The sequence below is a fragment of the Streptomyces sp. NPDC000941 genome (assembly GCF_053599555.1).
The window spans coordinates 1-23975 of the sequence record NZ_JBSFMM010000106.1 but is presented as its reverse complement, the minus strand read 5'-3'; the positions used below and the strand labels follow the sequence as shown (position 1 = coordinate 23975).

The 23975-nt window shown below is 70.9% G+C and carries 22 protein-coding genes and 1 pseudogene; 3 read left to right on the top strand and 20 right to left on the bottom strand.

Annotation, left to right across the window (positions count from 1 at the left end):
• Nucleotides 1–8: 8 nt before the first annotated feature.
• The 19 genes from ACWDSL_RS29705 to ACWDSL_RS29615 all read right to left on the bottom strand — a co-directional run bounded on the left by ACWDSL_RS29705 (nt 9) and on the right by ACWDSL_RS29615 (nt 20141).
• Nucleotides 9–770 carry an SDR family NAD(P)-dependent oxidoreductase gene (locus ACWDSL_RS29705; RefSeq protein ID WP_450490567.1) on the bottom strand — a complete coding sequence of 254 codons (762 nt, stop codon included), beginning with the start codon at nt 768–770 and terminating at the stop codon, nt 9–11.
• Nucleotides 767–1291 (bottom strand): aromatic-ring-hydroxylating dioxygenase subunit beta, encoded by a 525-nt coding sequence (locus ACWDSL_RS29700; RefSeq protein ID WP_450490565.1) that lies wholly within the window; start codon nt 1289–1291, stop codon nt 767–769. Before ACWDSL_RS29700 ends, ACWDSL_RS29705 begins: the two co-directional genes overlap by 4 nt.
• Nucleotides 1281–2555, bottom strand: a complete 1275-nt coding sequence (locus tag ACWDSL_RS29695) for an aromatic ring-hydroxylating oxygenase subunit alpha (RefSeq protein ID WP_450490563.1) — start codon at nt 2553–2555, stop codon at nt 1281–1283. The genes ACWDSL_RS29700 and ACWDSL_RS29695 overlap by 11 nt, the downstream gene beginning before the upstream one ends.
• Nucleotides 2552–2920, bottom strand: coding sequence for a hypothetical protein (locus tag ACWDSL_RS29690; RefSeq protein WP_450490561.1), 369 nt, complete (start codon nt 2918–2920; stop codon nt 2552–2554). Before ACWDSL_RS29690 ends, ACWDSL_RS29695 begins: the two co-directional genes overlap by 4 nt.
• A 16-nt stretch (nt 2921–2936) precedes the next feature.
• A complete protein-coding gene (locus tag ACWDSL_RS29685) occupies nt 2937–4076 on the bottom strand; it encodes an acyl-CoA dehydrogenase family protein (protein WP_450490559.1) in 1140 nt (379 codons plus the stop codon).
• Nucleotides 4077–4150: 74 nt separating this feature from the next.
• The gene (locus ACWDSL_RS29680; protein WP_450490557.1) at nt 4151–5449 is read right to left on the bottom strand and encodes a metal-dependent hydrolase family protein; all 1299 of its coding nucleotides are present in this window, start codon (nt 5447–5449) and stop codon (nt 4151–4153) included.
• On the bottom strand, nt 5446–8004 hold the full coding sequence (locus tag ACWDSL_RS29675) for a glycoside hydrolase family 78 protein (protein WP_450490555.1): 2559 nt from the start codon (nt 8002–8004) through the stop codon (nt 5446–5448). The genes ACWDSL_RS29680 and ACWDSL_RS29675 overlap by 4 nt, the downstream gene beginning before the upstream one ends.
• Nucleotides 8001–9461 (bottom strand): ATP-binding protein, encoded by a 1461-nt coding sequence (locus ACWDSL_RS29670; protein ID WP_450490553.1) that lies wholly within the window; start codon nt 9459–9461, stop codon nt 8001–8003. Before ACWDSL_RS29670 ends, ACWDSL_RS29675 begins: the two co-directional genes overlap by 4 nt.
• 11 nt (nt 9462–9472) lie before the next feature.
• Nucleotides 9473–10090, bottom strand: a complete 618-nt coding sequence (locus ACWDSL_RS29665; protein ID WP_450490551.1) for a response regulator transcription factor — start codon at nt 10088–10090, stop codon at nt 9473–9475.
• Nucleotide 10091: 1 nt separating this feature from the next.
• The gene (locus ACWDSL_RS29660) at nt 10092–10352 is read right to left on the bottom strand and encodes a hypothetical protein (protein ID WP_352135436.1); all 261 of its coding nucleotides are present in this window, start codon (nt 10350–10352) and stop codon (nt 10092–10094) included.
• Complete coding sequence (locus tag ACWDSL_RS29655) at nt 10349–10786, bottom strand: nuclear transport factor 2 family protein (RefSeq protein ID WP_450490549.1); 438 nt, start codon at nt 10784–10786, stop codon at nt 10349–10351. The genes ACWDSL_RS29660 and ACWDSL_RS29655 overlap by 4 nt, the downstream gene beginning before the upstream one ends.
• Complete coding sequence (locus ACWDSL_RS29650; protein ID WP_450490547.1) at nt 10783–11610, bottom strand: ATP-binding cassette domain-containing protein; 828 nt, start codon at nt 11608–11610, stop codon at nt 10783–10785. The genes ACWDSL_RS29655 and ACWDSL_RS29650 overlap by 4 nt, the downstream gene beginning before the upstream one ends.
• On the bottom strand, nt 11607–13367 hold the full coding sequence (locus ACWDSL_RS29645; protein WP_450490545.1) for a dipeptide/oligopeptide/nickel ABC transporter permease/ATP-binding protein: 1761 nt from the start codon (nt 13365–13367) through the stop codon (nt 11607–11609). The genes ACWDSL_RS29650 and ACWDSL_RS29645 overlap by 4 nt, the downstream gene beginning before the upstream one ends.
• Nucleotides 13364–14305 (bottom strand): ABC transporter permease, encoded by a 942-nt coding sequence (locus ACWDSL_RS29640; protein WP_450490543.1) that lies wholly within the window; start codon nt 14303–14305, stop codon nt 13364–13366. The genes ACWDSL_RS29645 and ACWDSL_RS29640 overlap by 4 nt, the downstream gene beginning before the upstream one ends.
• A 40-nt stretch (nt 14306–14345) precedes the next feature.
• Complete coding sequence (locus tag ACWDSL_RS29635; protein WP_450490541.1) at nt 14346–15854, bottom strand: ABC transporter substrate-binding protein; 1509 nt, start codon at nt 15852–15854, stop codon at nt 14346–14348.
• Between the two features lie 103 nt (nt 15855–15957).
• Nucleotides 15958–16845: a sugar phosphate isomerase/epimerase family protein gene (locus ACWDSL_RS29630; protein ID WP_450490539.1), complete on the bottom strand. Its 888-nt coding sequence runs from the start codon at nt 16843–16845 to the stop codon at nt 15958–15960.
• Between the two features lie 42 nt (nt 16846–16887).
• On the bottom strand, nt 16888–17997 hold the full coding sequence (locus ACWDSL_RS29625; RefSeq protein WP_450490537.1) for a Gfo/Idh/MocA family protein: 1110 nt from the start codon (nt 17995–17997) through the stop codon (nt 16888–16890).
• 39 nt (nt 17998–18036) lie between these two features.
• A complete protein-coding gene (locus ACWDSL_RS29620; RefSeq protein ID WP_450490535.1) occupies nt 18037–18957 on the bottom strand; it encodes a sugar phosphate isomerase/epimerase family protein in 921 nt (306 codons plus the stop codon).
• The gene (locus ACWDSL_RS29615) at nt 18954–20141 is read right to left on the bottom strand and encodes a Gfo/Idh/MocA family protein (protein WP_450490533.1); all 1188 of its coding nucleotides are present in this window, start codon (nt 20139–20141) and stop codon (nt 18954–18956) included. The genes ACWDSL_RS29620 and ACWDSL_RS29615 overlap by 4 nt, the downstream gene beginning before the upstream one ends.
• Before the next feature lie 220 nt (nt 20142–20361).
• Here ACWDSL_RS29615 and ACWDSL_RS29610 point away from each other — a divergent pair, with 220 nt between their 5' ends.
• Nucleotides 20362–21597 carry an ROK family protein gene (locus ACWDSL_RS29610; protein WP_450490531.1) on the top strand — a complete coding sequence of 412 codons (1236 nt, stop codon included), beginning with the start codon at nt 20362–20364 and terminating at the stop codon, nt 21595–21597.
• Nucleotides 21598–21638: 41 nt separating this feature from the next.
• Here the strand turns inward: ACWDSL_RS29610 and ACWDSL_RS29605 are convergent, their stop codons facing one another.
• Nucleotides 21639–22229, bottom strand: a complete 591-nt coding sequence (locus ACWDSL_RS29605) for a hypothetical protein (protein WP_450490529.1) — start codon at nt 22227–22229, stop codon at nt 21639–21641.
• A gap of 495 nt (nt 22230–22724) precedes the next feature.
• On the opposite strand from ACWDSL_RS29605, the pseudogene ACWDSL_RS29600 reads away from it, so the two are divergent.
• Nucleotides 22725–23201, top strand: a pseudogene (locus ACWDSL_RS29600) (alpha/beta hydrolase); the annotation flags it as partial.
• A gap of 184 nt (nt 23202–23385) precedes the next feature.
• On the top strand, nt 23386–23975 hold a 590-nt coding region (locus tag ACWDSL_RS29595; protein ID WP_450490527.1), incomplete at its 3' end, for a beta-L-arabinofuranosidase domain-containing protein.

The window sequence follows — 23975 nt, the reverse complement described above, 5'->3', positions numbered from 1 at the left end:
CGGCGCTGTCAGCGCATGAACAGGCCGCCGTTGGCGTCCCAGCACGCTCCGGTGACCGCGTCCGCGTGCTCGGCGGCGAGCAGCACGGCCATGTCGGCGATGAACCGCGGGCGCCCCAACCGCCCTACCGGGATGGACTGTTCGATGGCGGCGAGCTGGTCGGGCGGCACCATCTCGCGGACCACCGGCAGGTCCTGGGGCCCCGGGGAGATGGCATTCACCGTCACGCCGTGCGGACCGAGTTCGCGGGCGAACACCTTGGTCAGGGTGGCCACTCCCCCCTTCGCCGCCGCGTAATGGCCGCCGGTGGCCGTGCCGCCGTTCTGGCCGGCGAGGGAGGCGATGTTGACGATGCGTCCGTAGCCCCGCTCGGCGAAGTAGGCGCCGAAGACCTGGCAGCCGAAGAAGGTGCCGTTGAGGTTGGTCGACACGACCTGTTCGAAGCTGTCGGGGCTGATCTCCATCAGCGCTTCTGCCTTGGCGTGTCCGGCGTTGTTGACCAGCACATGGACGGCGCCCCAGCGCTCGGCCACCTGGTCGCGGACCCGGGCGAAGGCGTCCTTGTCGCGTACGTCCAGGGCGAGCCCGACGGCGGTGCCACCATCCGGGTCGAGGTCCGCCGCGACCTTCGCCGCCGCGGCCTCGTCCAGGTCGGTGAGCGCGACGCGGTAGCCCCGGTCGTACAGTCGCCCCGCGATGCAGGCGCCCAGTCCGCGGGCGGCTCCGGTGACGACCGCGACCCGCCAGTTCCCGTCCTCGTACGGGCTCACAGCAGGAACCCGGAGGCCGTGACCGTGTCGTCGGAGTTGACCATCCGCACGATCTTCCGCGAGATCCGGGGGCCGTCCGCCCCGAAGACGAGCCGGTGCGTGACGTCGGCGGCGAGCACGAAGGTCTCCTCGCGCTTGTAGCCGACCAGGATCTGCGCCGAGCAGACCTCCAGGGCGCCCTCCTCGCGGCCGGTGACCACGAACCGCGAGACCGAGCGGACCGTGCGGGCCGCCGCGACCGCCGAGATGGAGAGGCCGCCGGTGAGGCGCTCGACGCGCATACGGCGCATCCGGTCGTCGTCGTAGACCAGGTTGAGGGTGGCGGCGAAGTCGGTGGTCTCCCGGTCGATGGGGACGACGTACTCGCCGCCCTCGGCCCACAGGGCGTCCCACTCGTGGTAGCGCCGGGCGTCAAGCAGGTGGGCCTCCCGCCAGATCAGGGAGACGGCGGCGAGGGCGCGCGGGTCGTCGAGCGGGAGTTCCGCGACCGCCGGGGCCGTAGCGGGGGCGTCAGTTGTCATCGGTCATCATCCGCTTCCACATCGCGTAGGCCTCCCGCATCCCCGTCTCGTCGGTGGCGTGGGATGTGGGCTGGCCGAGGTCGTTGGGGGTCTCGCGGCCGAGGCCGCGGTTGACGAGGATGGGCAGGTCCGCGCCGCCGGCCACGCCGCGCTGGACGCGGCTCCAGGCCTCCGCGTCGTCGGGGCTGCCGAAGCCGAACGGACCCTGGAAGTGCTCGTGGATGCGCAGCCGTTCGCGGTTGACGATCTCCGGTCCGCCGTCCAGGCCGAGCGCCACATGCCGGATCTCGGTCTCCGCGACCGAGATGGGCCGCAGGACGCGGAAGAACGCCATCGACATGGCGACATTCGGGAACAGGTTGAGGTTGAACCCGGCGCCGTGCAGGGAGCGGACGATGCGCCGCACCTTCTCCGGCGGCAGGTCCTTCGACAGTTCCTCGACGATGTGGCCGAAGCGGTCCTGAAGCTTCTCGGTGCCGTCGTCGACGTCCAGGTCGGCGTGTTCGGCGACGGAGACGGAGACACTGTGGCCGTTGCCGAGGGCGTGGGTGACCGCGGTCTCGTCCGTCATGATCGACAGCATGCTCGCGGTCTCGGCGTCGACCGAGGACATCCAGGAGCGGTGCACGATCGGGAAGTGGTACCAGTCGGTGGTGTTCTCCAGCTGGATCTTCCAGTTGCCCTGGAAGCGGAACTTGTGCTCGCCCTGCACCTTGATCGGGTAGCCCGCGCCCTGCTTCATGAAGCGGTCGATCCACAGTCGCGCCCCGCCGAGGAAGTCCTCCAGCGGCTCGATGCCGTGGTCGAAGCTCGCGAACACCATGCCCGCGTAGCTGCCGACCTTCAGCCGCTGGAGCGGGAGGTCCCGCTTCTCGACGACGTCCTCGTAGCCCTCGGGGTAGGGGATGCCGCGCAGGGTGCCGTCGAGCGCGTACGACCAGGCGTGGTACGGGCAGGTGAAGCCGTTGCCGTTGCCCTTGGGGGCCTCGCAGACACTGGCGCCTCGGTGGCGGCAGCGGTTGAGCAGGACGTTGATCCCGCCCTTGCGGTCCCGGGTGACGATGACGGGGCGGCGGCCGACCCAGGCCGTCTTGAAGTCCCCCGCCTTGGCGATCTCGCTCTCGTGAGCCACCCACACCCAGGTGCGGTGGAAGATCCGGTCCATCTCACACTCGAAGAGGGCCGGGTCGGTGTAGAGGGTGCCCGCGACGCGGTCGGACTCGACCAGCGAGGCGATGTCGGGGGTCCCCGGACGCGCGGTCATCGGGCGGCCTCCGGCTGGGGCAGCGGACGGCCGAGGCGCGCCTCGATCTTCATATAGCGCCACAGGCCGTGCTCGCCGACCTGGACGGTGCGGAAGAGGTTACAGGCCGCGGCCACGGTCGGCTGGTCGACGACATCGGCCAGTACGTAGCAGGTCCAGGGCCAGGAGTCGGAGGGGCCGACCATGTGCTGGTCGTCGTCGACGGTGCCGAGGACGGTCACGCCGGGCAGCTCGTACAGCTGGGCGAGCATGCTCGTGAAGCCGTCCCAGACGGTCTTGCCCTGGCCGGTGGGCAGGTCGAAGAAGTTCTGGTTGACGCCGACGCAGAACAGCACGCGCAGCGGGGCGTTCGCGGGTTCGGGCATGGGGGGCTCCTGTCTGTCAGAGGTAACCGGGGAAGGGCTGGACGCCCATGAGGACCGCGCCCGCGCCGTCGTACACGCCCTCCTGGAGGAAGGCGTGCTGCGGGACGACGGAGGCGTCGCGCAGGGCGCGCTGCAGCGGGCTGCCGTCCGCGATGGCGGAGATGCCGGCGAGCTGGTAGGCGGCCCGTACGGCCTCGAAGGAAGTCCTGGCCAGGTGGGTGGAGGCGAGCCGCAGCGCACTGGCCTGCCTGGGGGTGGCGGGATCGCCCGCCGCCACGGTCGCCCACGCCTCCTCGGTGGCCTCGTAGAAGAAAGCGCGCGCCGACCGCAGCTCGGCCTCCGCCCGGCCCACCGCGATGCGGTAGGTGGCGCGCTCGGCGGGCTTGGGCGCCCCGGTGTACCCGGCGCGGCCGCCGGCGGCGATGACCTGGTCGAGCGCGGCGCGGGCGACGCCGAGGCCGACGACGGCCAGGACCTGCGCGGCGTACGGGACCGTCGGGTAGCGGTAGAGCGGCTCGTCGACGGTGGGCTCGCCGCCGCGGACGAATGTCCACTCCTCGGGGACGACCGCCTCGTCGACGGCCAGGTCGTGGCTGCCGGTGCCGCGCATGCCGATGACGTCCCAGTTCTCGACGATCTCGGCCTGCTCGGGCCGCAGTACGGCGGTCAGCGGTCGGCCGCCCCGGCCGTCCCGGCCGGTCCCGGGCTTGATGCCCACCCCCAGGAGGTCCGCGCCCTTGCAGCCGCTGGCGAACTTCCAGCGCCCCGAGACCCGGTAGCCGCCCTCGGCGCGCTCGGCGGGCTGGACCGGGAACAGGCCGCCCGCGAAGGCCACATCGGGGCCGTCGGCATACAGCCGCGCCTGGGTCTCCTCGGGAAGCGCGGCCAGATAAATACCGGACGAGCCGAAGCTGGCGACCCAGCCGGCGGAACCGTCGACCTCCGATATGCGCTCGATGAGCGCCAGGAATTCGGCGGGCGGCAGGGCGTCTCCGCCGAAGCGCTTCGGGACCCCGGCCCGGTAGATTCCCGCACGCTTGAATTCAGCGATCACATCCGGCGGCACATGCCGCTTCTCCTCGAACTCGGCCCGCCGTTCGGCGACGACCGCCAGCACCTGGTCAAGTGTTTCCGGGGGAGCCGGCGTCCGCGTCATGGGAGATTCTCCTCGCATTCCGGGGCGGTTCTCTTGTCCGCCACCCCTTCACGCTATGGGCCGCGATTCGCCTCCTACAATTGGGAATTGGCCGCATCGACTAGGGGATTTCCCGTAGTCGGATTTCCCGTGGTTGGCTTTCCCGCAGTCGGTATTTCCGGCAGCAGGTTTTTCCGTACGACTCCCGCCTGCGCGACCAGGACGACGTTCTCCGGACTGCCGAGTGCGGCGATATCGCGGAGCGGATCCCGTTCGGCGACCACGAAGTCGGCCGTCTTGCCGGTCTCCAGGGAGCCCAGCCGGTCGTCGACGCCGAGGAGCCGGGCTCCGTTCAGGGTGCCCGCCGTGATCGCGTCGAGGGGGTCCATGCCCAACTCGACCAGGTACGACAGCTCCATCAGATTGCGGGCGTGCGGGACGACGCCCGCGTCGGTGCCCAGGGCGATGGGCACACCCCGGCTGATCGCGTGCGCGATGTTCTCCTTGCTGATCCCCGACCAGCGGCTCTTCTTGCGGTAGTGGTGCTCGGCCATCGCCGCGCGGTCGAGCGGGGTGAACACGGTGGACAGGGTGGGGACGAGGAACACGCCCGTCTCCAGGGCCAGATCGCACAGTTCGTCGGTCATGCCGTAGCCGTGCTCGATGCTGGTGACCCGGGCCCGCAGTGCGTTGCGGATGCCGGCGCTCCCCTGCGCGTGCACCGCCACGGGCTTCCCGCGGTGCCGTGCCGCCTCGTCGACGACGGCGGCCATCTCCTCGCACGTCAGCCCCTCGTCGTCGGGGTCGTCGTGCGGGCTGCCCATGCCGCCGGTGGCACAGACCTTCACCACGTCCGCTCCCGCGCGCAGCACCCGCCGGGCCGCGAGCCGCGCCTCGTCGGCCGTGTCGGCGAGCTCGCCCAGGTGGGGGGCGGCGTCGATGCCGCCGGGCAGCGAGCAGTCGGCGTGTCCGCCGGTGTGGCTGATCACCTTCACGGCGACCTGGAGCCGGGGGCCCTCGATCAGACCTCGTTCGATCGCCGTGCGGTAGCCCGCGGGCACACCGCCGAGGTCGCGCAGTGTCGTCACGCCCGCGTCCAGGGTGGCGCGCAGCCGTTCCGCGATCTCGAAGGTCTCCACCGTCGGGTCGGCGGCCAACCCCGCGATCAGCCCGCGCTCCGGGGTCATGCACAGGTGCGCGTGGCAGTCGAAGAAGCCGGGCAGCAGGGTCCTGCCGCCCAGGTCGACCGTGGTCGCGGTGGGTGTCGGCGGCGCGGCGGCCTCGGGGCCCGCGTATGTGATCAGCCCGTCGTCGTCCACGACGAGGACCGCGTCCGGGACGGGGGTGGCCCCTGTTCCGTCGATGAGAGTGGTGTGCTGGTATCGGGTGGTCATGACAGCTCCGTTCGGAACAGGTAGGTGCCGGGGCCGACCTCGACGGGCTCCGTCGCATCCGGCAGGTCGATCAGCGCGGTGGTGCCGGGTGGGACCGTGACGGTGACGCGCAGCTCACCCCCGGTGCTGGTCCAGGACACCTCGGCGCGGCCGTACGGGGTGTCGTGGGCGGCGGAGGCATGACTCAGCCCGCCGCCGGGGCGGGGGCGGACGAGGATGCGCCGGTAGCCGGGGGCGGCGGGGGCGAGCCCGGCGACGGTGCGGTGCAGCCAGTCGGCGACGGCTCCGAGGGCGTAGTGGTTGAAGGACGTCATCTCGCCGGGGTTGACCGTGCCGTCCGGGAGCATGCTGTCCCAGCGCTCCCAGACGGTGGTCGCGCCCATGGTGACCGGGTAGAGCCAGGACGGGCAGGTCCGCTGCAGCAGGAGCCGGTAGGCGGTGTCGTACTCCCCCGCCTCGCACAGGGCGTCGCAGATCAGCGGCGTGCCGACGAAGCCGGTGCCGATGTGGTGGTCCTCCCGGCGGACGAGCTCGGCCAGCCGCCGCCCGGCGCGTGCGCGCTGCCCGTCGGTGGCCAGGAGCCCGAAGCGCAGCGCGAGGGCGTACGCGGTCTGCGCGTCGCTGGTGAGACGGCCGTCCGGGGTGAGGTACTCGGCGCGGAAGGCGGCCCGTACGGCGTCGGCCAGCCGGGTGTAGTGGGCATGGTCGTCGTGGCGGCCGAGCGACTCCGCCGTGCGCGCGAGCAGTTCGGCCGAGCGGGCGTAGTAGGCGGTGGCCACCAGGTGCGGGTCGGTCCTGGCGTCGCCCGGGCGGTCCGGCGGGGCGGCCGGGTCGAGCCAGTCGCCGAGCTGCCGGTCGGTGTCCCATACGTGCCGGGCTCCGGTGACCGCCGTGATGCCGTCCACCCAGGCCCTCATGCTGTCGTACTGGTCGGCGAGCACCCGCAGGTCGCCGTACCTCTCGTAGATCACCCACGGCACGATCACGGCCGCGTCCCCCCAGGCAGCGGCGCGCAGTTCGGGGAAGCTGGTGGCGATGTACGGCACATACATCGGAACCCTGCCGTCCGGGTGCTGTTGGGCGGCGAGGTCCGCCAGCCAGGAGCGGAGCAGTCCCGGGCACTCGTGCAGGAACGTCGCGGTGGGCGCGAAGACTTGCAGGTCGGCGGTCCAGCCGAGGCGTTCGTCGCGCTGCGGGCAGTCGGTGGGGATGTCGACGAAGTTGCCGCGCATGCTCCACACCACGTTCTCATGCAGGCGGTTCAGCAGCGGCTCGGAGCACTCGAACCATCCGGTGCGGGGCATATCGGTGTGCAGGACGACGGCCTGGACGTCCCCCGGCGCCGGCTCCCCGGGCCAGCCGGTGATCTCCGCATAGCGGAAGCCGTGGAAGGTGAACCGCGGCTCCCATTCCTCCCCACCGGGACTGCCCCGGAGGGTGTAGGTGTCCGTGGCCCGCGCCTCCCGGAGCGGCCGGACCGAGAGTTCCCCGTCCTCCAGCACCTCGGCATGGCGCAGAGTGATCGTGCGTCCGGGCGCTCCGCCGACCCGGATACGGAGCCGGCCGACGAGGTTCTGGCCGAAGTCGAGGATCGTCCGGCCGGAGGGCGAGGTCCAGGCGGCGACCGGGTCCAGGGTCGCGGTACGCCGCACGGGCGGGCCGTCGGGGGCGGCCAGGCGCGCCGGGTCGTACCGCACGACCTCCACCGCGCTCCAGTCCGACGGCTCGCGGCGGGCGTCGTACTCCTCGCCCTCGTAGATCCCCGAGCTCAGGATCGGGCCGTGCGCGGCCTGCCAGTCGGGGCCGGAGCCGAAGGTCTGGGCGGTGCCGTCGGCATGCCGCACCTCGATCTGCGCGAGGGCGGCCAACCGGTCCCCGTAGATGTTCCGCCGGCCGCCGCCGAACCCGAGCCGTCCGCGGAACCAGCCGTCGGCCAGCAGGACCCGGATCTCGTTGTCGCCGTCGCGCACCAGCGCGGTGACGTCGTGGGTCTGGTAGCGCAGGCGCTCGGTGTAGTGGGTCCAGCCGGGGGCCAGGACGTGGTCGCCGACGCGCACGCCGTTGATCTCGGCCTCGTACAGACCGTGGGCGGTGGCGTACAGACGTGCCGAGACGACTGGGGCGCGCGGCCGGAACCGGCCGCGCAGCACGGGCGGTGGGACCTGCCGGTCGGTGGGCTCCGGCCAGGCGGGGGACACAAAACTGGCCGACCAGTCGGCCGGTTCGTGCAACCCGGCCTCCACGGTCAGCGTCTTCGACCAGAGCGACGGCGCCCGGTCCTCCGGTCCCCACACCCTGACCGCGACGCCGATCCGCCGGCGGGAGCCCAGCGCCTCGCCGGGCCACGGCACCAGGACGGACTCGGCGGACCGACGGTGGGCACGGCACACCTCGCGATCGCCGTCGGTCAGCCGGATCTCGTAGGCCGTCTGGCTCCAGCCGGGCCGGTCGGTGGCCGTCCGCCAGGACAGCCGGGGGCGCCTCTCGCCGATGCCGAGCGGCTCCTGGTGGTGCTCGGCCCTGAGGCCGGTGACGAGGAGGCGGTGGTCGGTCATGGACTCGCTTTTCCGTGTGTCTTTCCGGGGGCCGGAACCGAAGGTGTCCGGTCCGCCGGCAGCGTGAACCAGAAGACGGCTCCGCGCGGGCGGTTCGGGCCGGCGTCGATGTGGCCGCCGTGGCGGGTGATGATGCGGTGGCTCAGGGCCAGGCCGATACCGCTGCCGTGCTCCTTGGCGGTGAAGACGCCGTCGAACATCCGGTCGCCGGGCGGCAGGCCGCGGCCCCGATCCCGGACGGCGAGTTCCGCGCCGCCGTCCGCCACCGGCCGGGTGGCGATACACACCCTGCGCTCCGGTCGCGGGCAGCGGGCCATCTCGTCGATCGCGTTGAAGGCGAGGTTCATCACGACCTGCCCGATGAGCACGTTCTCGCAGCGCACCGGCAGCGGCTCGGCGGCGAGGTCGAGCTCGACGGCCACCGCGTGCTCCTGGGCCCGCAGTTCGATGAAGTACGCGCAGTCGCGCACGATCGCGTTGAGGTCGGCCGGCCGCTCGGAGGGCTCCAGGCGGCCGACATACTGCCGCAGGCTGCCGAGGATGCGGCGGGCGCGCTCGATCTGCCGGACGGCGTTGTCCAGCCCCCACGCCACGGACTCGTCGCCGGTGCCGAGCCGGCCGCGTGCTCCTTCGACGAAGTTGTACGCGGCGGCGAGCGGCTGGCTCACCTCGTGGGCGATGGCCATCGCCATGTCGCCCATGGCGTTGTACCGGGCGAGGTGGTCGAGGTGCTGGGTGTCGCGGCGGTGCTCCTCCTCGGCGCGCACCCGGTCGGTGATGTCGTAGAAGAGGAGCATCCGGCCGCGCAGATCGCTCTCGATCTCGATGTACTGGCAGGTCGCCGCGTACCAGCGGGGTGCGCTCCCGGGGGCGGCGAACCGGTAGCGGCCTTCTCGCGCCGGCACGGCCCCCTCGTGGCAGTAGTCGGCGAAGTCCGCTCCATGGAGGTCCGCGCCGAGCAGCCGCGCGGCCGACTCGCTGGCGAAGACGACACGGTCCGCGTCGTCGAGGACGACGATGCCCTCGGCGAGGCTGCCGAGGAAGGTGCGCAGCCTGCTCTCGGTGCGGAACAGGTCGCGCCGGACCGCCTTCTCCTCGGCGATGTCGCGGAACTGGACCAGCACCACCGTCCGCGCCGGCAGGTCGACACGGATCGCGATCGCCTCGGTGAGGATCTCCTCGCCGCTCTTGGACCGGTAGCACCACTCGGTGGCGCTGGTGCCGTGCTCGACGGCCTGCCCCAGCCAGCGGTGTCCGAGCTCGCGGCTGTACTGGCGGGCGTTCTTGCTCATGTCCGGCGCCTTGAGCGGCCTCAGCTCGTCGACGGTCCAGCCGAGCAGGTCGCAGGCCGCGCGATTGGCCCAGAGGATCTCGTAGGTGCGGGCGTCGTGCAGCAGGACGCAGTACTTCAGGGCTTGGGTCAGCTCCCGGAAGTCGGCGGGCGCGAGGAGATCCACGGTCGTTCCTCTCATTCGCCCGCCGGGGGACACAGCCCCAGCCGGAGCAGGTCGTGCACGAGCGCGGGGATGCTCTCGGCGCCGGTCTTCTCCCGGATGCGGGCACGGTGCACATCGACGGTCTTGGCGCTGATGCCCAGCCGCCCCGCGATCTGCTTGTTCGGCACGCCTTCGGCGGAGAGGGTGAGCACTTCCCGCTCCCGTACGGTCAGCCCGTCCAGCTTGGCGCGCAACTCGCCTCGCCGGGCGGCCATTTCGAAGCGCTCGCGCGCCGTGCGCCGCGCGGCCTGCACGACGTCCAGCATGTGCTGGGGGTCGTAGGGCTTCTCCAGAAAGTCGACGGCCCCGTTCTGCAGGGCCCGTACGGACATCCGGACGTCGCCGTGCGCGGAGACGAAGACGACGGGCAGCGGCGCCCCCGTCTCGTTCAGCAGTTCCTGGACGTCGAAGCCGTTGAGCTCGGGCATGCGGACGTCGAGGACCAGGCAGCCGGGCCGGTCGCGGGCGTAGGAGCTCAGGAACGTGCGGGCGTCCCGGAAGCGCTCCGAGGGGATGCCGACCGACTCGAGGAGCCAGGCCAGTGACGCGCTCAGCTCCTCGTCGTCGTCCAGGATGTACACGAGGCACATCTCAGCCGTCCCAGGCGGCCCGAGCGGTCCAGTACTCGCTGCCGTCGGCGCTGGTCCCGTGGTGCCACTCCGTCGTGCGGCGCAGGGTGGGTTCGACGCGGGCGGTCGCCCGGTCGGCTCCGTCGGGGCCGTTCTCGTCGACCTGCCAGTGCACCCAGTTGACCTCCCGGCCCGCGCTGTCGTGCACGAACAGGTCGACATGGGACCAGCCGTAGTTGTGGGTGTCGGCGTAGCAGGTCAGAAGCATGGTGCGGTCGCTCATCGCTCCCCCGGCAGCGGTGCGCTGAAGAGTCGTTCGGTGCGGAAGGCGGAGATGCGGGGCCGGTCCGGGCCGAGCCGGAAGGTCACGTCGAGCCGGGCGACCATGAGCTCCGCCTCGCCCGACTCGTACCGCGAGAGCTGCTGCATCGGCCAACTCCCCCGCGCACCACGCCCGTCGCCGTCGACCGTGCCGGGGAACAGCAGGTGCACATTGGTACGGAAGTGGGGGTGGGGCGGCAGATAGGCCGCCAGCATCGCGACGATCGCCTCGCGGCCCTCGGTGCGGCCGAACTTCTCGGCGTAGGCGCTGCCGCCGCCCTCCCAGACGGCGTCCTCGGTGAACAGGTCGCCCAGTTCGCCCTCGGCGCGCGCGGGTACGTCGCACAGCGCGAGATACCGGGTCAGGGTGGCCGAGCACGCGTCGTACGCGTTCATGAGGCGGCCTGCCTCAGCCGTTCCGCGCGGCGCCGCGCCTGCCGTTCAGGGTCGGGCACGGGCGCCGCGAGCAACAGCCGCTTGGTATAGGCGTGTTCCGGGGACTCGGTGACCTGGGCCGCGTCGCCCGTCTCCACGATGTCGCCGCGGTACAGCACGGCCACCCGGTGGCTGATGTGCCGTACGACGGACAGGTCGTGGGTGACGAAGAGGTACGCCACGCCGGTCGCCTCCTGGATCTCGATGAACAGGTCGAGCACCCGGGCCTGTGTCGTCAGGTCGAGGGCGCTGACCGGTTCGTCGCAGACGATCAGCTTGGGGTCCCGGCACAGGGCGCGTGCGATGGCGATCCGCTGGCGCTGGCCTCCGGAGAACTCGCGGGGCAGCCGGCGGGCCGCGTCCTGGGGGAGATACACGTGGTCCAGCAGCTTCTGCACCCGGCGTTCCGCGTCCGCGCGCGCGACACCGGTCACGAGCAGCGGCTCGGTGAGGATGTCCATGACCGTCATGGCCGGGTTGAGCGAGGTGAACGGGTCCTGGAAGACGACCTGGATGTCCTTGCTGAGCGCCCGCCGCTCCCGTTTGCCGAGCCGGGAGATGGGCCTCCCCTCGTACCGGATCTCGCCGCCGGTGACGGGGGCGAGGCCGAGGACGGCCCGGCCCAGGGTCGTCTTGCCGGAGCCGGACTCGCCGACCAGGCCGAGGGTCTCGCCGGGCGCGATGGACAGGGAGACACCGTGCAGAACCCGGAAGGGCTTCTTGCCGCGGCCCTTCCCGGGGTATTCCACCACGACGTCGTCGAGTTCGAGCAGCGGAGAGGTCATGACGTCACCTCCTTGCGGGGCTTGTCGGGGACGCGCAGCTCACCGCGCGCGGGCCCGCCTTCGAGCGTCGAGTCCAGGAGCATGCGCGTATAGGCGTGCTCGGGCGCCGCGAAGATCTGCCGGGCCGGCGCGGTCTCCACGATGCGGCCCTTTTGCATCACCGCGACCCGGTCGCAGATGTCGGCCACGACACCGAAGTCGTGGGTCACCAGGATCATGCCCATCTCCCGCTCCTGCTGGAGCGAGCGCATCAGGTCCAGCACCTCGGCCTGCACGGTGACGTCCAGCGCGGTGGTCGGCTCGTCGGCGATCAGCAGCCGCGGGTCGCAGGACACGGCGCCGGCGATGAGGACGCGCTGGGCCATACCGCCGGAGATCTGGTGCGGATACGACCTGAACACCCGCTCCGGGTCCGGGATGCCGACCCGTTCCAGGAGCCCGAGCGCCTTGGCGCGGGCCTCGGCCCGGGAGAGCCCCAGGTGCTTGCGCATGGGCTCCACGAGCTGAGAGCCGATCCGGAAGCACGGGTCCAGGTTGGACATGGGCTCCTGGGGGATGTAGCCGATGCCACGCCCGCGCAGGGCGTTCAGCGCGGCGAGGTCGAGGCCCAGCAGATCCTTCCCGTCGAAGACCAGCCGGTCCGCCGTCACCTCGGCCTCGTTCGGCAGCAGCCCGAGGACGGAGAACGCCGTCTGGCTCTTGCCGGAGCCGGACTCGCCGACCAGACCCAGCACCTCACCGCGTGCCACGGTGAGGCTCACCCCGTCCACGACGGTCTTGTCGCCGCCGGGCTTCGGGTAGCCGACGCGTAGCCCCGCCACGGTGAGGAGGCGGTCCGTGGGCGCCTCGGCCACTGGGGCCGCGGCCCTTCGCTCGACGCGCTTGCGACGCCTTACCACCCGGGGCTCGGCCGTGCCCAGCGCGTCGCGCACCGCGTTGCCCAGCAGGCTCGACGCCAGGATGGTCAGGCCCATCGCGGCACCCGGCCAGACCAGCAGCGCGGGCGCGTTGTAGATGTTGGTGAAGGCGTCGCCCAGCATCGCACCCCAGCTGGCCTGGGACGCCTTGCCCAGACCGAGGAAGGCGAGCCCCGCCTGGATGCCGATCGCCACGGCGAACACCTGGGTCGCCTGGATGAGGGACGGGGCGATCACCACGGGCAGGACGTGCCGTCGCATGATGCGCCCGTCGCCGAGTCCCGAGACCCGGGCGGCGTCCACGTACAACTCCTCACGGACCGCGATCACCGATGCGCGGATGAGGCGGAAGACCATCGGGGCCATGATGACGCCCAGGACGATCATGGCGACGTTGAGGTCCTGCGAGACGGCCGCCATCACCACGAGCATCACGATGATGGCGGGCACGGCCATGATGACATTGACGATCCAGCCGGCCACGGCGTCGAACCAGCCGCGGTAGAAACCGCTGATCAGACCGAGCGGCCCGCCGACCGCGAAGGCGACGAGGACGGCGAGCGTGCCGCCCACGAGGCTGGTGCGGCCGCCGTACAGCAGCCGTGAGAGCACGTCCCGGCCGACGCCGTCGCCGCCGAGCGGATGGCTGCCCGATATGGGCGCGAGCGTGTCCGCCATGACGCTGTGGTCGGGCTCGTAGCCGGTGAGAAGCGGTGCCGCCAGGCTCGCGGCGATCAGCAGCGCCAGGACGACCAGGCAGCCGACGGCCAGCGGATCGCGCAGCGCCCGGCGCGCGAGGCCGTCCCGTTGGGGGGCCGGAGGGGTCTCCACGGCGGTCATGAGATACGCACCTTCGGGTTGAGCCAGCCGTACGCGATGTCCAGCAGCAGATTGACGGCGACGACGATGCCGACGGTGACCACGACCGTGCCCAGCAGCACGGGCGCGTCACCGCGTACGGCGGCCGAGTTGGCGAGGGTCCCGATGCCGGGCAGGCCGAACACCTTCTCCACCACGACGGCGCCGCTGATCAGGCCGATGAACTGCAGGGCGATGACGGTCAGGGCGGGCGGGGCGGCATTGCGCAGCGCGTGCTTGAACACCACGCTGCGGGTGCTCAGGCCGCGGCTGCGCAGTGTGCGCACGAAGTCGGCGCGCAGTACGTCGATCATCGCGCCGCGCACCTGCATCGCGGTGGCCGCGGTCGCGGCGACGGCCAGGGACACCGCGGGCAGGATGATCGAGCGGAACCAGTCGGCGGGGGAGGCGCCGAGAGCGACATAGCCGGTGGCGGGCAGCCACCCTAGCTGGACCGCCAGGGTGACCACGAGGACCAGGGCGATCAGGAAGCTGGGCACCGCGGTGCCCAGTACGGCGGCGAACTGCACCACGCGGTCCACCCAGCCGCCGCGCAGCGCCGCCGCCGCGCCCAGGGCGACGCTGAGGACCGCGGCGATCAGCAGGCCGGTCAGCACCACGGAGAGGGTGACCGGCAACGTGTCCATCAGGGACTGGTTCACCGAGTCGCCGGTGAACCACGAGCTGCCCAGGTTTCCCTGTGCGGCCTGTTCGACCCAGTGCCAGTAACGCTCCACCAGGGGCTGGTCCAGCCCGAGTTCATGGCTCTTGGCGGTCACGGCGGACCGTGAGGCGGTCTCGCCCAGAACGTTGCGGGCGACGTCGGTGCCCGTGAGGTTCAGCAACAGGAACGTCGCGGTGGCCACGACGACCACCAGGACGGCACCGGCGGCTATGCGCCGGAACAAGAAGACGAGCACGGTCAGTTCCTCCTTCCGCGTGTCGAAGCGGGCCCGATGGTTACTTGGCCGCCGGTGCGTAGTTGTAGATCGGCGGGTACTGGGTGCCGGCCTGCGGCGTCACCTTCACGTCCTTCGCGGTCGCGTACGCGTTGGCGATGACATTCCAGGGCGCGTTCCATGCCTGCTCGACGACGTAGGTGTTGAGTTCCTTGAACAGCGCCGACCGCTTGGCTCCGGTCGCCTTGCCGATGCGTGCGACGAGGTCGTCGGCCTTCGGGTCGTCGTACTTGAAGGGGTTCCAGGTCGACTTCTTCATCAGCTGAAGCTGGACCTTGTCCCAGACCGTGGGCGCGCCCAGCTTGAAGTACGACATCGCGTACTTGCCGGACAGCATGCTGCTGAAGACCTGGTCGCCCGGCAGGTTGTCCAGCTTCACCTTGATGCCGATGTCCTTGAGGGACTGGGTGAGCGCGGCCTGCTCCTGCGGGAACATCGCGGAGAGGTCCGGGACGGTGACGGAGAAGCCGTTCGGGTAGCCGGCCTCGGCCAGCAGCTTCTTGGCCTTCGCCGGATCGTAGGAGTACGTGTCGTCGAGCCCGGCGTCGTGGCCGTCCTCACCGGGTGCGAACAGCTGCGTGGTGGGCGTGCCGAGCCCGGTCTTGGCCGACTTGATGATGGCCTGCCGGTCGAAGGCGTAGTTGAGCGCCCGGCGGACCTTCAGCTTGCCGAGGGCGGGCACCTTCTTGCCGGCGCGGTCCCAGATGTACAGGCCCTCGATGTCGCCGGGCTGGTAGGTGACGACGTTCAGACCGCGGCCCTTGACGGTCGCCACCCGGTTGAGGTTCAGGGTGGCGCCGTCGAGCTGCCCGGACAGCAGCGCGTTGGTGCGCGCGGTCGGGTCGGCCAGGTACTTGACGACGATCTTGTCGTAGGGGAACGCCTTCGTGTTCCAGTAGTCGGGGTTGCGCTTGTAGGTGTACGTCTGCCCGGCGGTGGTGGCCGACGTGTCCAGCTGGTACGGGCCCGAGCCGACCGGGACCTTCGGGTTCTTGAGCGACTTGGGGCCGGCGATCATGCCGGAGACCTGGCCCAGCGCCGAGAGCAGTGACGCGGTGGGGTGGCTCAGCTTGATCGCCACGGTGTGGGCGTCGACGACGTCGACGCCGGTGATGTCCTGGATCTCTCCGGCGGCGGTGCCGGTGCCGCTCTTGGTGTGCAGCAGGCTCTGCCGGACCGCGTCGGCGTCGAGCGCGGTGCCGTCGGTGAACTTCACCCCGGTGCGCAGCTTCAGCGTCAGGGTCGTCTGGGCCTTGTCGTACGACCACGACGTGGCCAGGTTGGGGGTCGGCTCGCCCTTGGCGTCGAGCCGGATCAGCGTGTCGAAGACCGGCTGGTAGTACTGGGCCTCGGGGCCCATGCTCGCCTTGGCCAGGTCCCACGGCGTGGCCGTGACCGACTCGGCGAGGGTCAGTGTCTTGTCGCCTCCGGCGGCCTGGGTACCGCCGCCGCAGGCCGTCGCCGTCGCCGTCAGAAGTCCGGCGCCGATGATCGCCACTGTCTTGCGCATGTTCTCTCCACCTGGTTCACGTACCGGATCACCTCGTTGTCCCCCGTACCGTCCTGCCGTCGGCCGTGCGAAGCCGGTCCAGCCCCGCGTAACCCGGTCACGGCTACGCGTACTGGGCGGCCCACTCCCCGCACAGCCGCACGCTCTCCTCGGGGGTCGGCCGGGCCCCGCGGTCGACCTCGACGATCAGCCAGCCGTCGAAGTCGTCGGGCAGCGCACCGACGAAGCCCTCGATGTCCGCGTTCCCGTGTCCCGGCTCCGACCACAGCCCCGCGAGCACCGTCTTGCGGTAGTCCCAGCCCGCCTCCCTGGCCCGGGTGGCGAGGCCGAGGTCCAGGTCCTTGATGTGGACGCTCGCCACGCGGTCCGCGTAGTCGCGGACCAGCCGGGTGGCGTCGGCTCCCGCCCAGGTTAGATGGCCCATGTCCGGCCCGAAGGCGAGGACGGAGGCGTCGACGGTGTCGAGGACGAAGCGGGTCTCCTCCTCGGTCTCGGCCCAGGTGCCCACGTGCGGGTGGAAGGCGGGGGCGATCCCCTCGGCCCGGACGATCCCGGCGATCTCGGCCAGGAGGTCCCGCACCCGCTCCAGGCGCCCCTGGTCGGCGAGGTGGCCGACCGCGGGACGGGCCACCCGCTCCGCGTCCTTCGCCATCCCCATGGCGAGGAAGACCGTGTCCACGCCCAGCTCCGCGTGGTGTCCGGCGACGCGCGCCGCGGTGTCCCGGAACGTCCGCCGCTCGGCGTCGTCGTCGGTGAGCCGGACCGCGATGTAGCCGGGCGCCGGGCTGATGCCGTACGCGGCGAGCTTCGCGGCGTACGCCTGCGGGGTCAGATCGCCGGGGACGGCGGTGTGGAGGGCCTTGATGCCCGTGTCGCGGATGACGGTCAGCTGCTCGTCGAGCGGCGGGGCGAGGGTGGGGTCGATCCAGCCGTCGGCGCTCGCGACCCACTGGAGGGGGTTGATGGCGAGGCGGTCATGCCTGATCTTCATGGTGATCTGCGGTCCTTTCGGTGGCCGGGCGCGGTGGCCGGGTCAGTGGGCGTAGCGGGGCTCGGGGCGCTCGCAGCTGCTCTCGATCTCGACGAACCGCCGCTCCCGCTGGGAGGTCTCGAAGCTCTCCAGCACGTCCAGGGTGTGGAAGGCGAAGAGCGGGTTGGCGCGGTGCGCGCCGCCGTCGATGGCCCCGGCGAGGTCCCGTACGCCGAGGCCGCGGCGGTGCTGCTCGGGGGTGTCCACGGCGCCGAAGAGCTCGGTGACCGGGGTGAGTACCGCCCAGTGGCTGTCGTGGTGGCGCTTGACGCGCACATCGCCGTCGAAGAAGTTGGGGTTGGGCAGCGCGAGGGTGCCCTCGGTGCCGTAGATCTCGATGCGCGGCAGTTCGGTGTCCCAGACGTCGAAGCTCATCAGGGTGGTGCCGATGGCGCCGGAGGCGAAGGTCAGGGTGGCCGAGGCGTGGGTGGGGACCTCGACGGTGATCTCGTCGACCACCCGCTCGGGGCTGGTCACCTTGCGGGTCTTCGCGCCGATGCGGGTGGCGGCGGACACCTGCCGGATGGGGCCGAGGCAGTTGACGAGCGCGGCCAGGTAGTAGGGGCCCATGTCGAGCACGGGCCCGCCACCGGGTCCGTAGAAGGCGCGGGGGTCCGGGTGCCAGGTCTCGGCGCGGCTGGAGCGTACGAATGCGGTGGCGCCGACCGGTTCGCCGATCAGGCCGGTGTCGATCGCGTGCCGGGCGGTCTGCACGGCGCTGCCCAGGAAAGTGTCCGGGGCCGAGCCCAGCAGCTTCCCGCCGGCCGCGGCGGCGTCCAGGACCTCGCGGGCCTCCTCGACGGTGGCCGCGATCGGCTTCTCGACGTAGACGTGTTTGCCGGCCTCCAGCGCGGCGATGACGGTCTTCGCGTGGAACCGCGGCGGAGTGATGTTGATGACGATCTCGACGGCGTCGTCGTCGAGCAGCTCGTCGGCGTCGCCCCAGGCCGGGATGGCGTACTCGGACGCGGCCTGCTTGGCGCGGGCCGTGTCGACGTCGGCCACCCGGACCACTTCGAGCTCCGGAAAGGTGCGCAGACCCTCGACGTAGCGGCCGAATATGTTGCCGGCGCCCAGAATCCCGATGCGGTGCCGTGCTTGTTGCTGAGCCATGGATCTCCTGCGTTCGTGAAGGGGGACGTCAAGCGGCGATCACGCGACGATCAAAGGCCGCAGGGTTCGGTGGGCGATCTCCAGCCCGGTCTTGACCCGCTCCTCGGTGCCGCTCCACACCGGGTCCTCGTGCTCGACGGAGAGGGTCCCGGAGAAGCCGTTCTCGTACAGCGCGTCCACGACGGCGTTCCAGTCGACCTGGCCGCGGCCCGGGACGCGGTAGCGCCACCAGCCGGTGTCCCACGGGTCGTCGCGCCCGACCGCCTTGCCGAAGAAGCCGTAGCGATCGACCTTGCCGGGGAGGATCTGGAGGTCCTTGGCCTGGGCGTGCACGATCTTGTCCGCGTAGGGCGCGATGGTCGTCACCGGGTCGATGCCGATCCAGGTCAGATGTGACGGGTCCCAGTTGAGATACAGCCCGAGGGAGAACATCCACTCCCACAGCTCGGGCGAATAGGCGAGGTTGCCCGGATAGCCGTCCGGGTGCCAGCCCTCCATCACACAGTTCTCGATGATGATCCGCACCCCGCGCTCCCCCGCGTACTCGACGAGCTCGGGGAAGACCTGCTGGGCCGTGTCGAGGTTGTGGGCGACGGGCCTGGTCCAGTCGCGGCCGACGAAGGTGCCGACGTACGGGACCTCCAGCGCCCGCGCCGTGTCCACCACCGCCTTGAGGTGGGTGTGGATCTCGGCCCGCCGCTCGGGGTCGGGATGGAGGTTGTTCTCGTAGTAGGCGAGCGCGGAGATGCCGAGGCCGTGGCGGGCGAGCAGCGCCCGGGTCTCGTCGGCCGCGCGGTCGTCGAAGCCGGTCACCGGCAGGTGGGCCGCCTCGAAGTCACGGCCGCCGGTGCGGGGCCAGGCGGCGACCTCCAGCGCCTGATATCCGGCGGCGCCCGCCCAGGAGGCGATCTCGGCGAGGGAGAGCTGGGGCAGGCAGGCGGTGAGCATGCCGAGTTTCATGCGGTGGCCTCCAGGTCTGTCGGAGCTGTGAGGGCTACGGGTGGTACGGGTGCCATCGGTGCGGGTTCGACGTCGACCCAGGTGAGCGAGGCGGAGGAGGTCAGTACGGCCTCGACCAGCCGCGCCGAGCGGACGCCGTCCTCCCCGGTGGGCAGACCGTCGGGCGATTCGCCGCGGATCGCCGCGTAGGCGTCGGCGACAAAGGAGTTGAAGCAGTCGGCGTACCCCTGTGCGTGACCGGCGGGCAGCCGGGAGAGCCTTCGCTGCTCGGCCGATCCGTGGTTGGGGTCCCGGACCAGCACACGCGCACCGTCCGGGGCGCCGAGCCACGCGGTCTCGGGGTTCTCCTGGTCGAAGACCGCGCTGGCGGCCGAGCCGTCGAGCTCGAACCACAGTCGGTTCTTGCGGCCGGCCGACACCTGGGAGACGGTCAGCGTGCCCAGGACACCGCCGTCGGTGCGCAGCATCACCGTCGCCACGTCCTCGGTACGCACCCGCACCCGCGGGCCCTCGCCCGTCGTCGCGAAGCTGGCACCCGTACCGGCGGGGCGCGTGGCGACGGTGGTGCCGAGTCGCGCGGTCAGTGTGGTGAAGCGGACTCCGGCGACCCATTCGACGAGGTCACACCAGTGGGATCCGATGTCCGCGAACGCCCGCGACGGTCCGCCGTCGGCCGGGTCGACCCGCCAGGACATGGCGTTCTCGGAGAGCATCCAGTCCTGCAGATAGCTGCCGTGGAGCAGCTGCCACGCCCCGAACTCGCCACGCAGCCGGCGCTCCCGGATCTCCCGGACCAGGGGGTGGTAGCGGTAGACGAAGGGCACCGCGAGCACCAGGCCCGCCTCCCGCGCCAGCCTCGTCAGGCGTTCCGCGTCGGCGGCCGCGGTCGCGAGTGGCTTCTCGCAGATCACATGCTTGCCCGCGCGCAGTGCCGCCTCGGCCTGCCCGACGTGCAGCGCGTTCGGGGTGCACACATGGACCACCGAGACACTGTCGTCGGCGAGCACCGCCGCGAAGTCCGGGTAGCGGCTGGGCACTCCCCATTCATCGGCGGCCAGTGCGCTGCGCTCGGGGGTCGAGGCCACCACTCCGGCGAGTTCGCCCCCTGCCGCCCGGATCGCGGCCGCGTGCACGGCACCGATCATCCCGGCTCCGGAAACCACCGCCCGAAGCGAGTCATTCATCGTGTGCACCTCCGCCGTCCAGCAGCCGACCGCGGTCTGAACGCCGCGCTGCGCATCACCATCGTTTAGTTCACGCAGCAAGCACAAGATGGGACATTTAATTTTCTTCAAGGCCTAAAATCGGTCAATCTTCGACCGGCATGCCCCGTTACTTCCCATGAGCACGGCCCGAGATAATGACCGTTGACGAACCCAAGGAGAAGTCATTACGGTCACTGGAATGCATAAAGACGACGACTACGCGGAGGAATCGCCTGCCCCCGGATCGGTCCCTCAGGCTCTGCGCCGGGTGTTGGGCCTCGTGGTCTCCGGGGAGGCGACCAACCGCGCGGAAATCGCCCGACGCAGCGGCCTGGCCCGGTCCACCGTGGGCCAGCAGGTCGACCATCTCGTCGGCACGGGCATCCTCCAGGAGGTCGAGTCCAGGCGGTCCGTCCGGGGGCGGCCGCCCCGGGTGCTGACGATCAGCCCGCAGGCCGGAACCGTTGTCGTCGCGGACATCGACACCACGGCCTCCCACGTGGCCATCGCCGATCTCACCCGACGGCTCATCGCGCGCAGCACGGTCCCGGTCCGGATCGATGCCGGTCCCCAGGCGGTACTGGACGCGGTGACCGAGCGGCTGCGAGAGCTGCTGGAGAAGCACCACCGCGATCCCGACCGCGTACGCGAGGCGGTCATCGGCCTGCCCGGGCCGGTCGACTTCCAGCAGGGCTGCGCGGTACAGCCGACCGGCATGCCCGGCTGGGACGGCTACCCCGTCGCCGACTACCTCCGGACACGTTTCCGCGCCCCCGTCGTGGTGGACAACGACGTCAACCTGATGGCCCTCGGCGAGGCCGTACAAGGCGGGGCGGAGACGCCGCTGCTGTGCATCAAGATCTCCACCGGCATCGGGTCCGGCCTGGTCACCGCGGCCGGCGAGGTGTACCGCGGTGCCGACGGAGCCGCCGGCGACATCGGCCACATCCGGGCCGTCGGCGGCGGCACCGTCCTGTGTGTCTGCGGCAACATCGGCTGTGTCGGGGCGATCGCCTCCCACCGCGCCGTCCTGCGCGGCCTGGGCATCCCCGAGTCGACCGACGGCGACCTGCTCCACGGCACGCGTGTACTCGCCGAGCGCATCGCCAACAGCGACCCGACCGCCCTGCACGCCGTGCGCCAGGCCGCCACGGAGATCGGCGAAGTGGTGGCCATGCTGGTCCACATGTTCAACCCGCGCAGCGTGATCCTGGCCGGCCCGCTGAGCGAACTCCGCGACGACCTGGTCTCCGCCGTACGAGCCGCGGTGTACCAGCGCGCGCTTCCTCTGGCCACCCGCAAACTGACCATCACCGCGACCCAGCTCAAGGGCGACTCCGGACTCCACGGCGGCATCGCCCTCGCCACACAGGATGTCTTCGGACCGACCGGCATCGCGCGACTCCTGGCCGACGCCTCCACGGTGGCCGATTAGGCAGGAGCAGCCCCGGAATCATGGCCGCCGCAACGGCGGCTTCAGTTCCAGAAGGTCAGGGCCTGGCTGCCGAGCGAGCGCTGGCCCGCCGCATTGGCGTGGCAGCCGTCCGCGACCTCATTGCTCGCGAGGTGGAACGCTCCGGGATAGATGACGTTCTGCGCCGGATCGGCGGCCGCCTGCCGGGCGAGTCTGTCGGTCAACTGCGGACCGTCGGCGCCCGCCAGGAAACATGTCTGGCCGGGGTCGTAGAGCGGCTGACCGGTGATGTAGATCGTCGCGTCGGGGGCCGCATGCTGGCGAGCGTTGGCGATGAGTTTCTTCACCTCGTCGTAGGTTGCCCCCTGCTGGGCGAAGATGCAGATCTGCACCCACACCGCGCTCGGCTTTCCGTACTTGCCCGCCTGCTGGTCGAACAGCCGCCACGCGCTGGAGTTGAGATCGGTCCACGCCTGCACGACCAGGCCGCCCGTCCCGTATGGACCCCACATGCGCCTGCCGCCGTCCGCGACGTACCCCTGCGCGACGTTCTCCGCCATCGAGCAGCCGATGAAGCCCATCTCGTTCTGCCGGGCCTGAGAGGGGGCAGCCTGGCTCGTGGCGCCGCTCGCCACCGCTTCAGTCGCGGACATGGCAAGAGTGGCGTGACCAGGCTGGGCGGCAAGGGCATGGGGCCTCCGTGCTGTCGGACCGGCATCTTCGCGGCGGCCACCCGGTGATGACGTTCCGTCACCGATGCCGGCCTGTGCTGGACAAACGCTACCTACTCCAAGGTCGGCGACGAAGAGCCTCCATGGCCCATGAGGACCGCACGTGGACGACGAAGGACTTTGAGCGCTCCGCGCGGCGGCGAAAACCAAATCGTTAAAGGCATTGACGCTCCTCGCGAGACGCCTATCATCCAATTCATCCGACAGACCGGCCGACGTTCGAAACCCCGAACGAGGCTTGATCGGAGCGGCCCGTGCGCTCCGCCGGGCCGAGCACAACAGCAGCCGCACCATCCGCACCGGTTAGGCGATCCCCGCGCGCCACCGCGCCCTGGCACCTCTTCGTCCCGTCACACAAGGAGGGCGATCAATATGTCATGGCTCCATCAGGAACATCCGCGCCGTGAAGTACTTACGGCGGCCTCCGCCCCGCACTACTACCTGGACCGCAGCGCGATCGACACCGGATACCGCGCCGCACCCCAGGTGTTCTACTTCGTGCCCCAGCGCACCTGGTACCTGGTGTACCAGACCGGCAACGCCTCGTACTCCACCAACACCGCCGCGGTCCCCTTCGCCTGTGTGGATATGGGCAACCCCACCGGCACGGTCAGCGCCAGGACACTGTTCATCCACGGCGACCGGGACCCGATCTGCCAGTACTCCTCCGCCCGCCAGGCGTATCAGGAACTCCCCGCGCCGAAGGCGTTCCTCACCCACCGCGGGCAGGGACACGACGAGTACGTCTGGAACAACGGCGCCACCTACCCGCAAACCCGCGCCACGTTCGTGGACTGGATGCGCTGGAGCCTGTACGACGACTCAGCCGCCCGGGATCGCCTCGCCGCCGACGCCGCTTCCAACGGGACCGCGTGGGAGGCGGTCCTCTCCTGACCGTGCGACCTTGAACCGCTGGACGCAGGCGTGCCTCTCCGGACACCGCCGAGTCCTTCGCGGTTGACAGTTCGCTGATGGCCGAGGGGCCGGCCGACCGCGTCCGCCGCTCCGGTCCCAAGTAGTGGATGGCCATGCCAGTCCCACGTATCCGCTTTCCTTGATTACAGAAAGGGTGGGCATATTGTCCTCCTCCGTCAGCCGACGGCGGCTGCTGCAGGCGGCCGGCGCCACAGCCGTCGCCTCCGCCGCTGAATCCGTCATCGGATCCCTACCCGCCCGAGCGGCAAGCGGCCCTGCCCGGGCCGACATCGGGGTGTCCGCCTATCCCTTCGAACTCGGTCAGGTCCAGCTGACCGCGAGCCGATGGCTGGACAATCAGAACCGTACGCGGAACTACCTGCGGTTCGTCGATGTCGACCGGTTGCTGTACAACTTCCGGGCCAACCACCGGCTGTCCACGAACAGCGCCGCCTCCAACGGCGGCTGGGACGCGCCGACGTTCCCCTTCCGCTCCCATGTACAGGGACACTTCCTGACGGCATGGGCGCAGCTGTATGCCGTGACGGGAGACACCACGTGCCGGGACAAGGCTGCCTCCATGGTGGCAGAGTTGGCCACGTGCCAGGCCAACAACGGGGCCGCCGGGTTCAACAACGGATACCTGTCCGGCTTCCCGGAGTCCGACTTCAGCGCTCTCGAGGCGGGAACCCTGTCGAACGGCAACGTGCCGTACTACGTCATCCACAAGACCCTGGCCGGCCTGCTGGACGT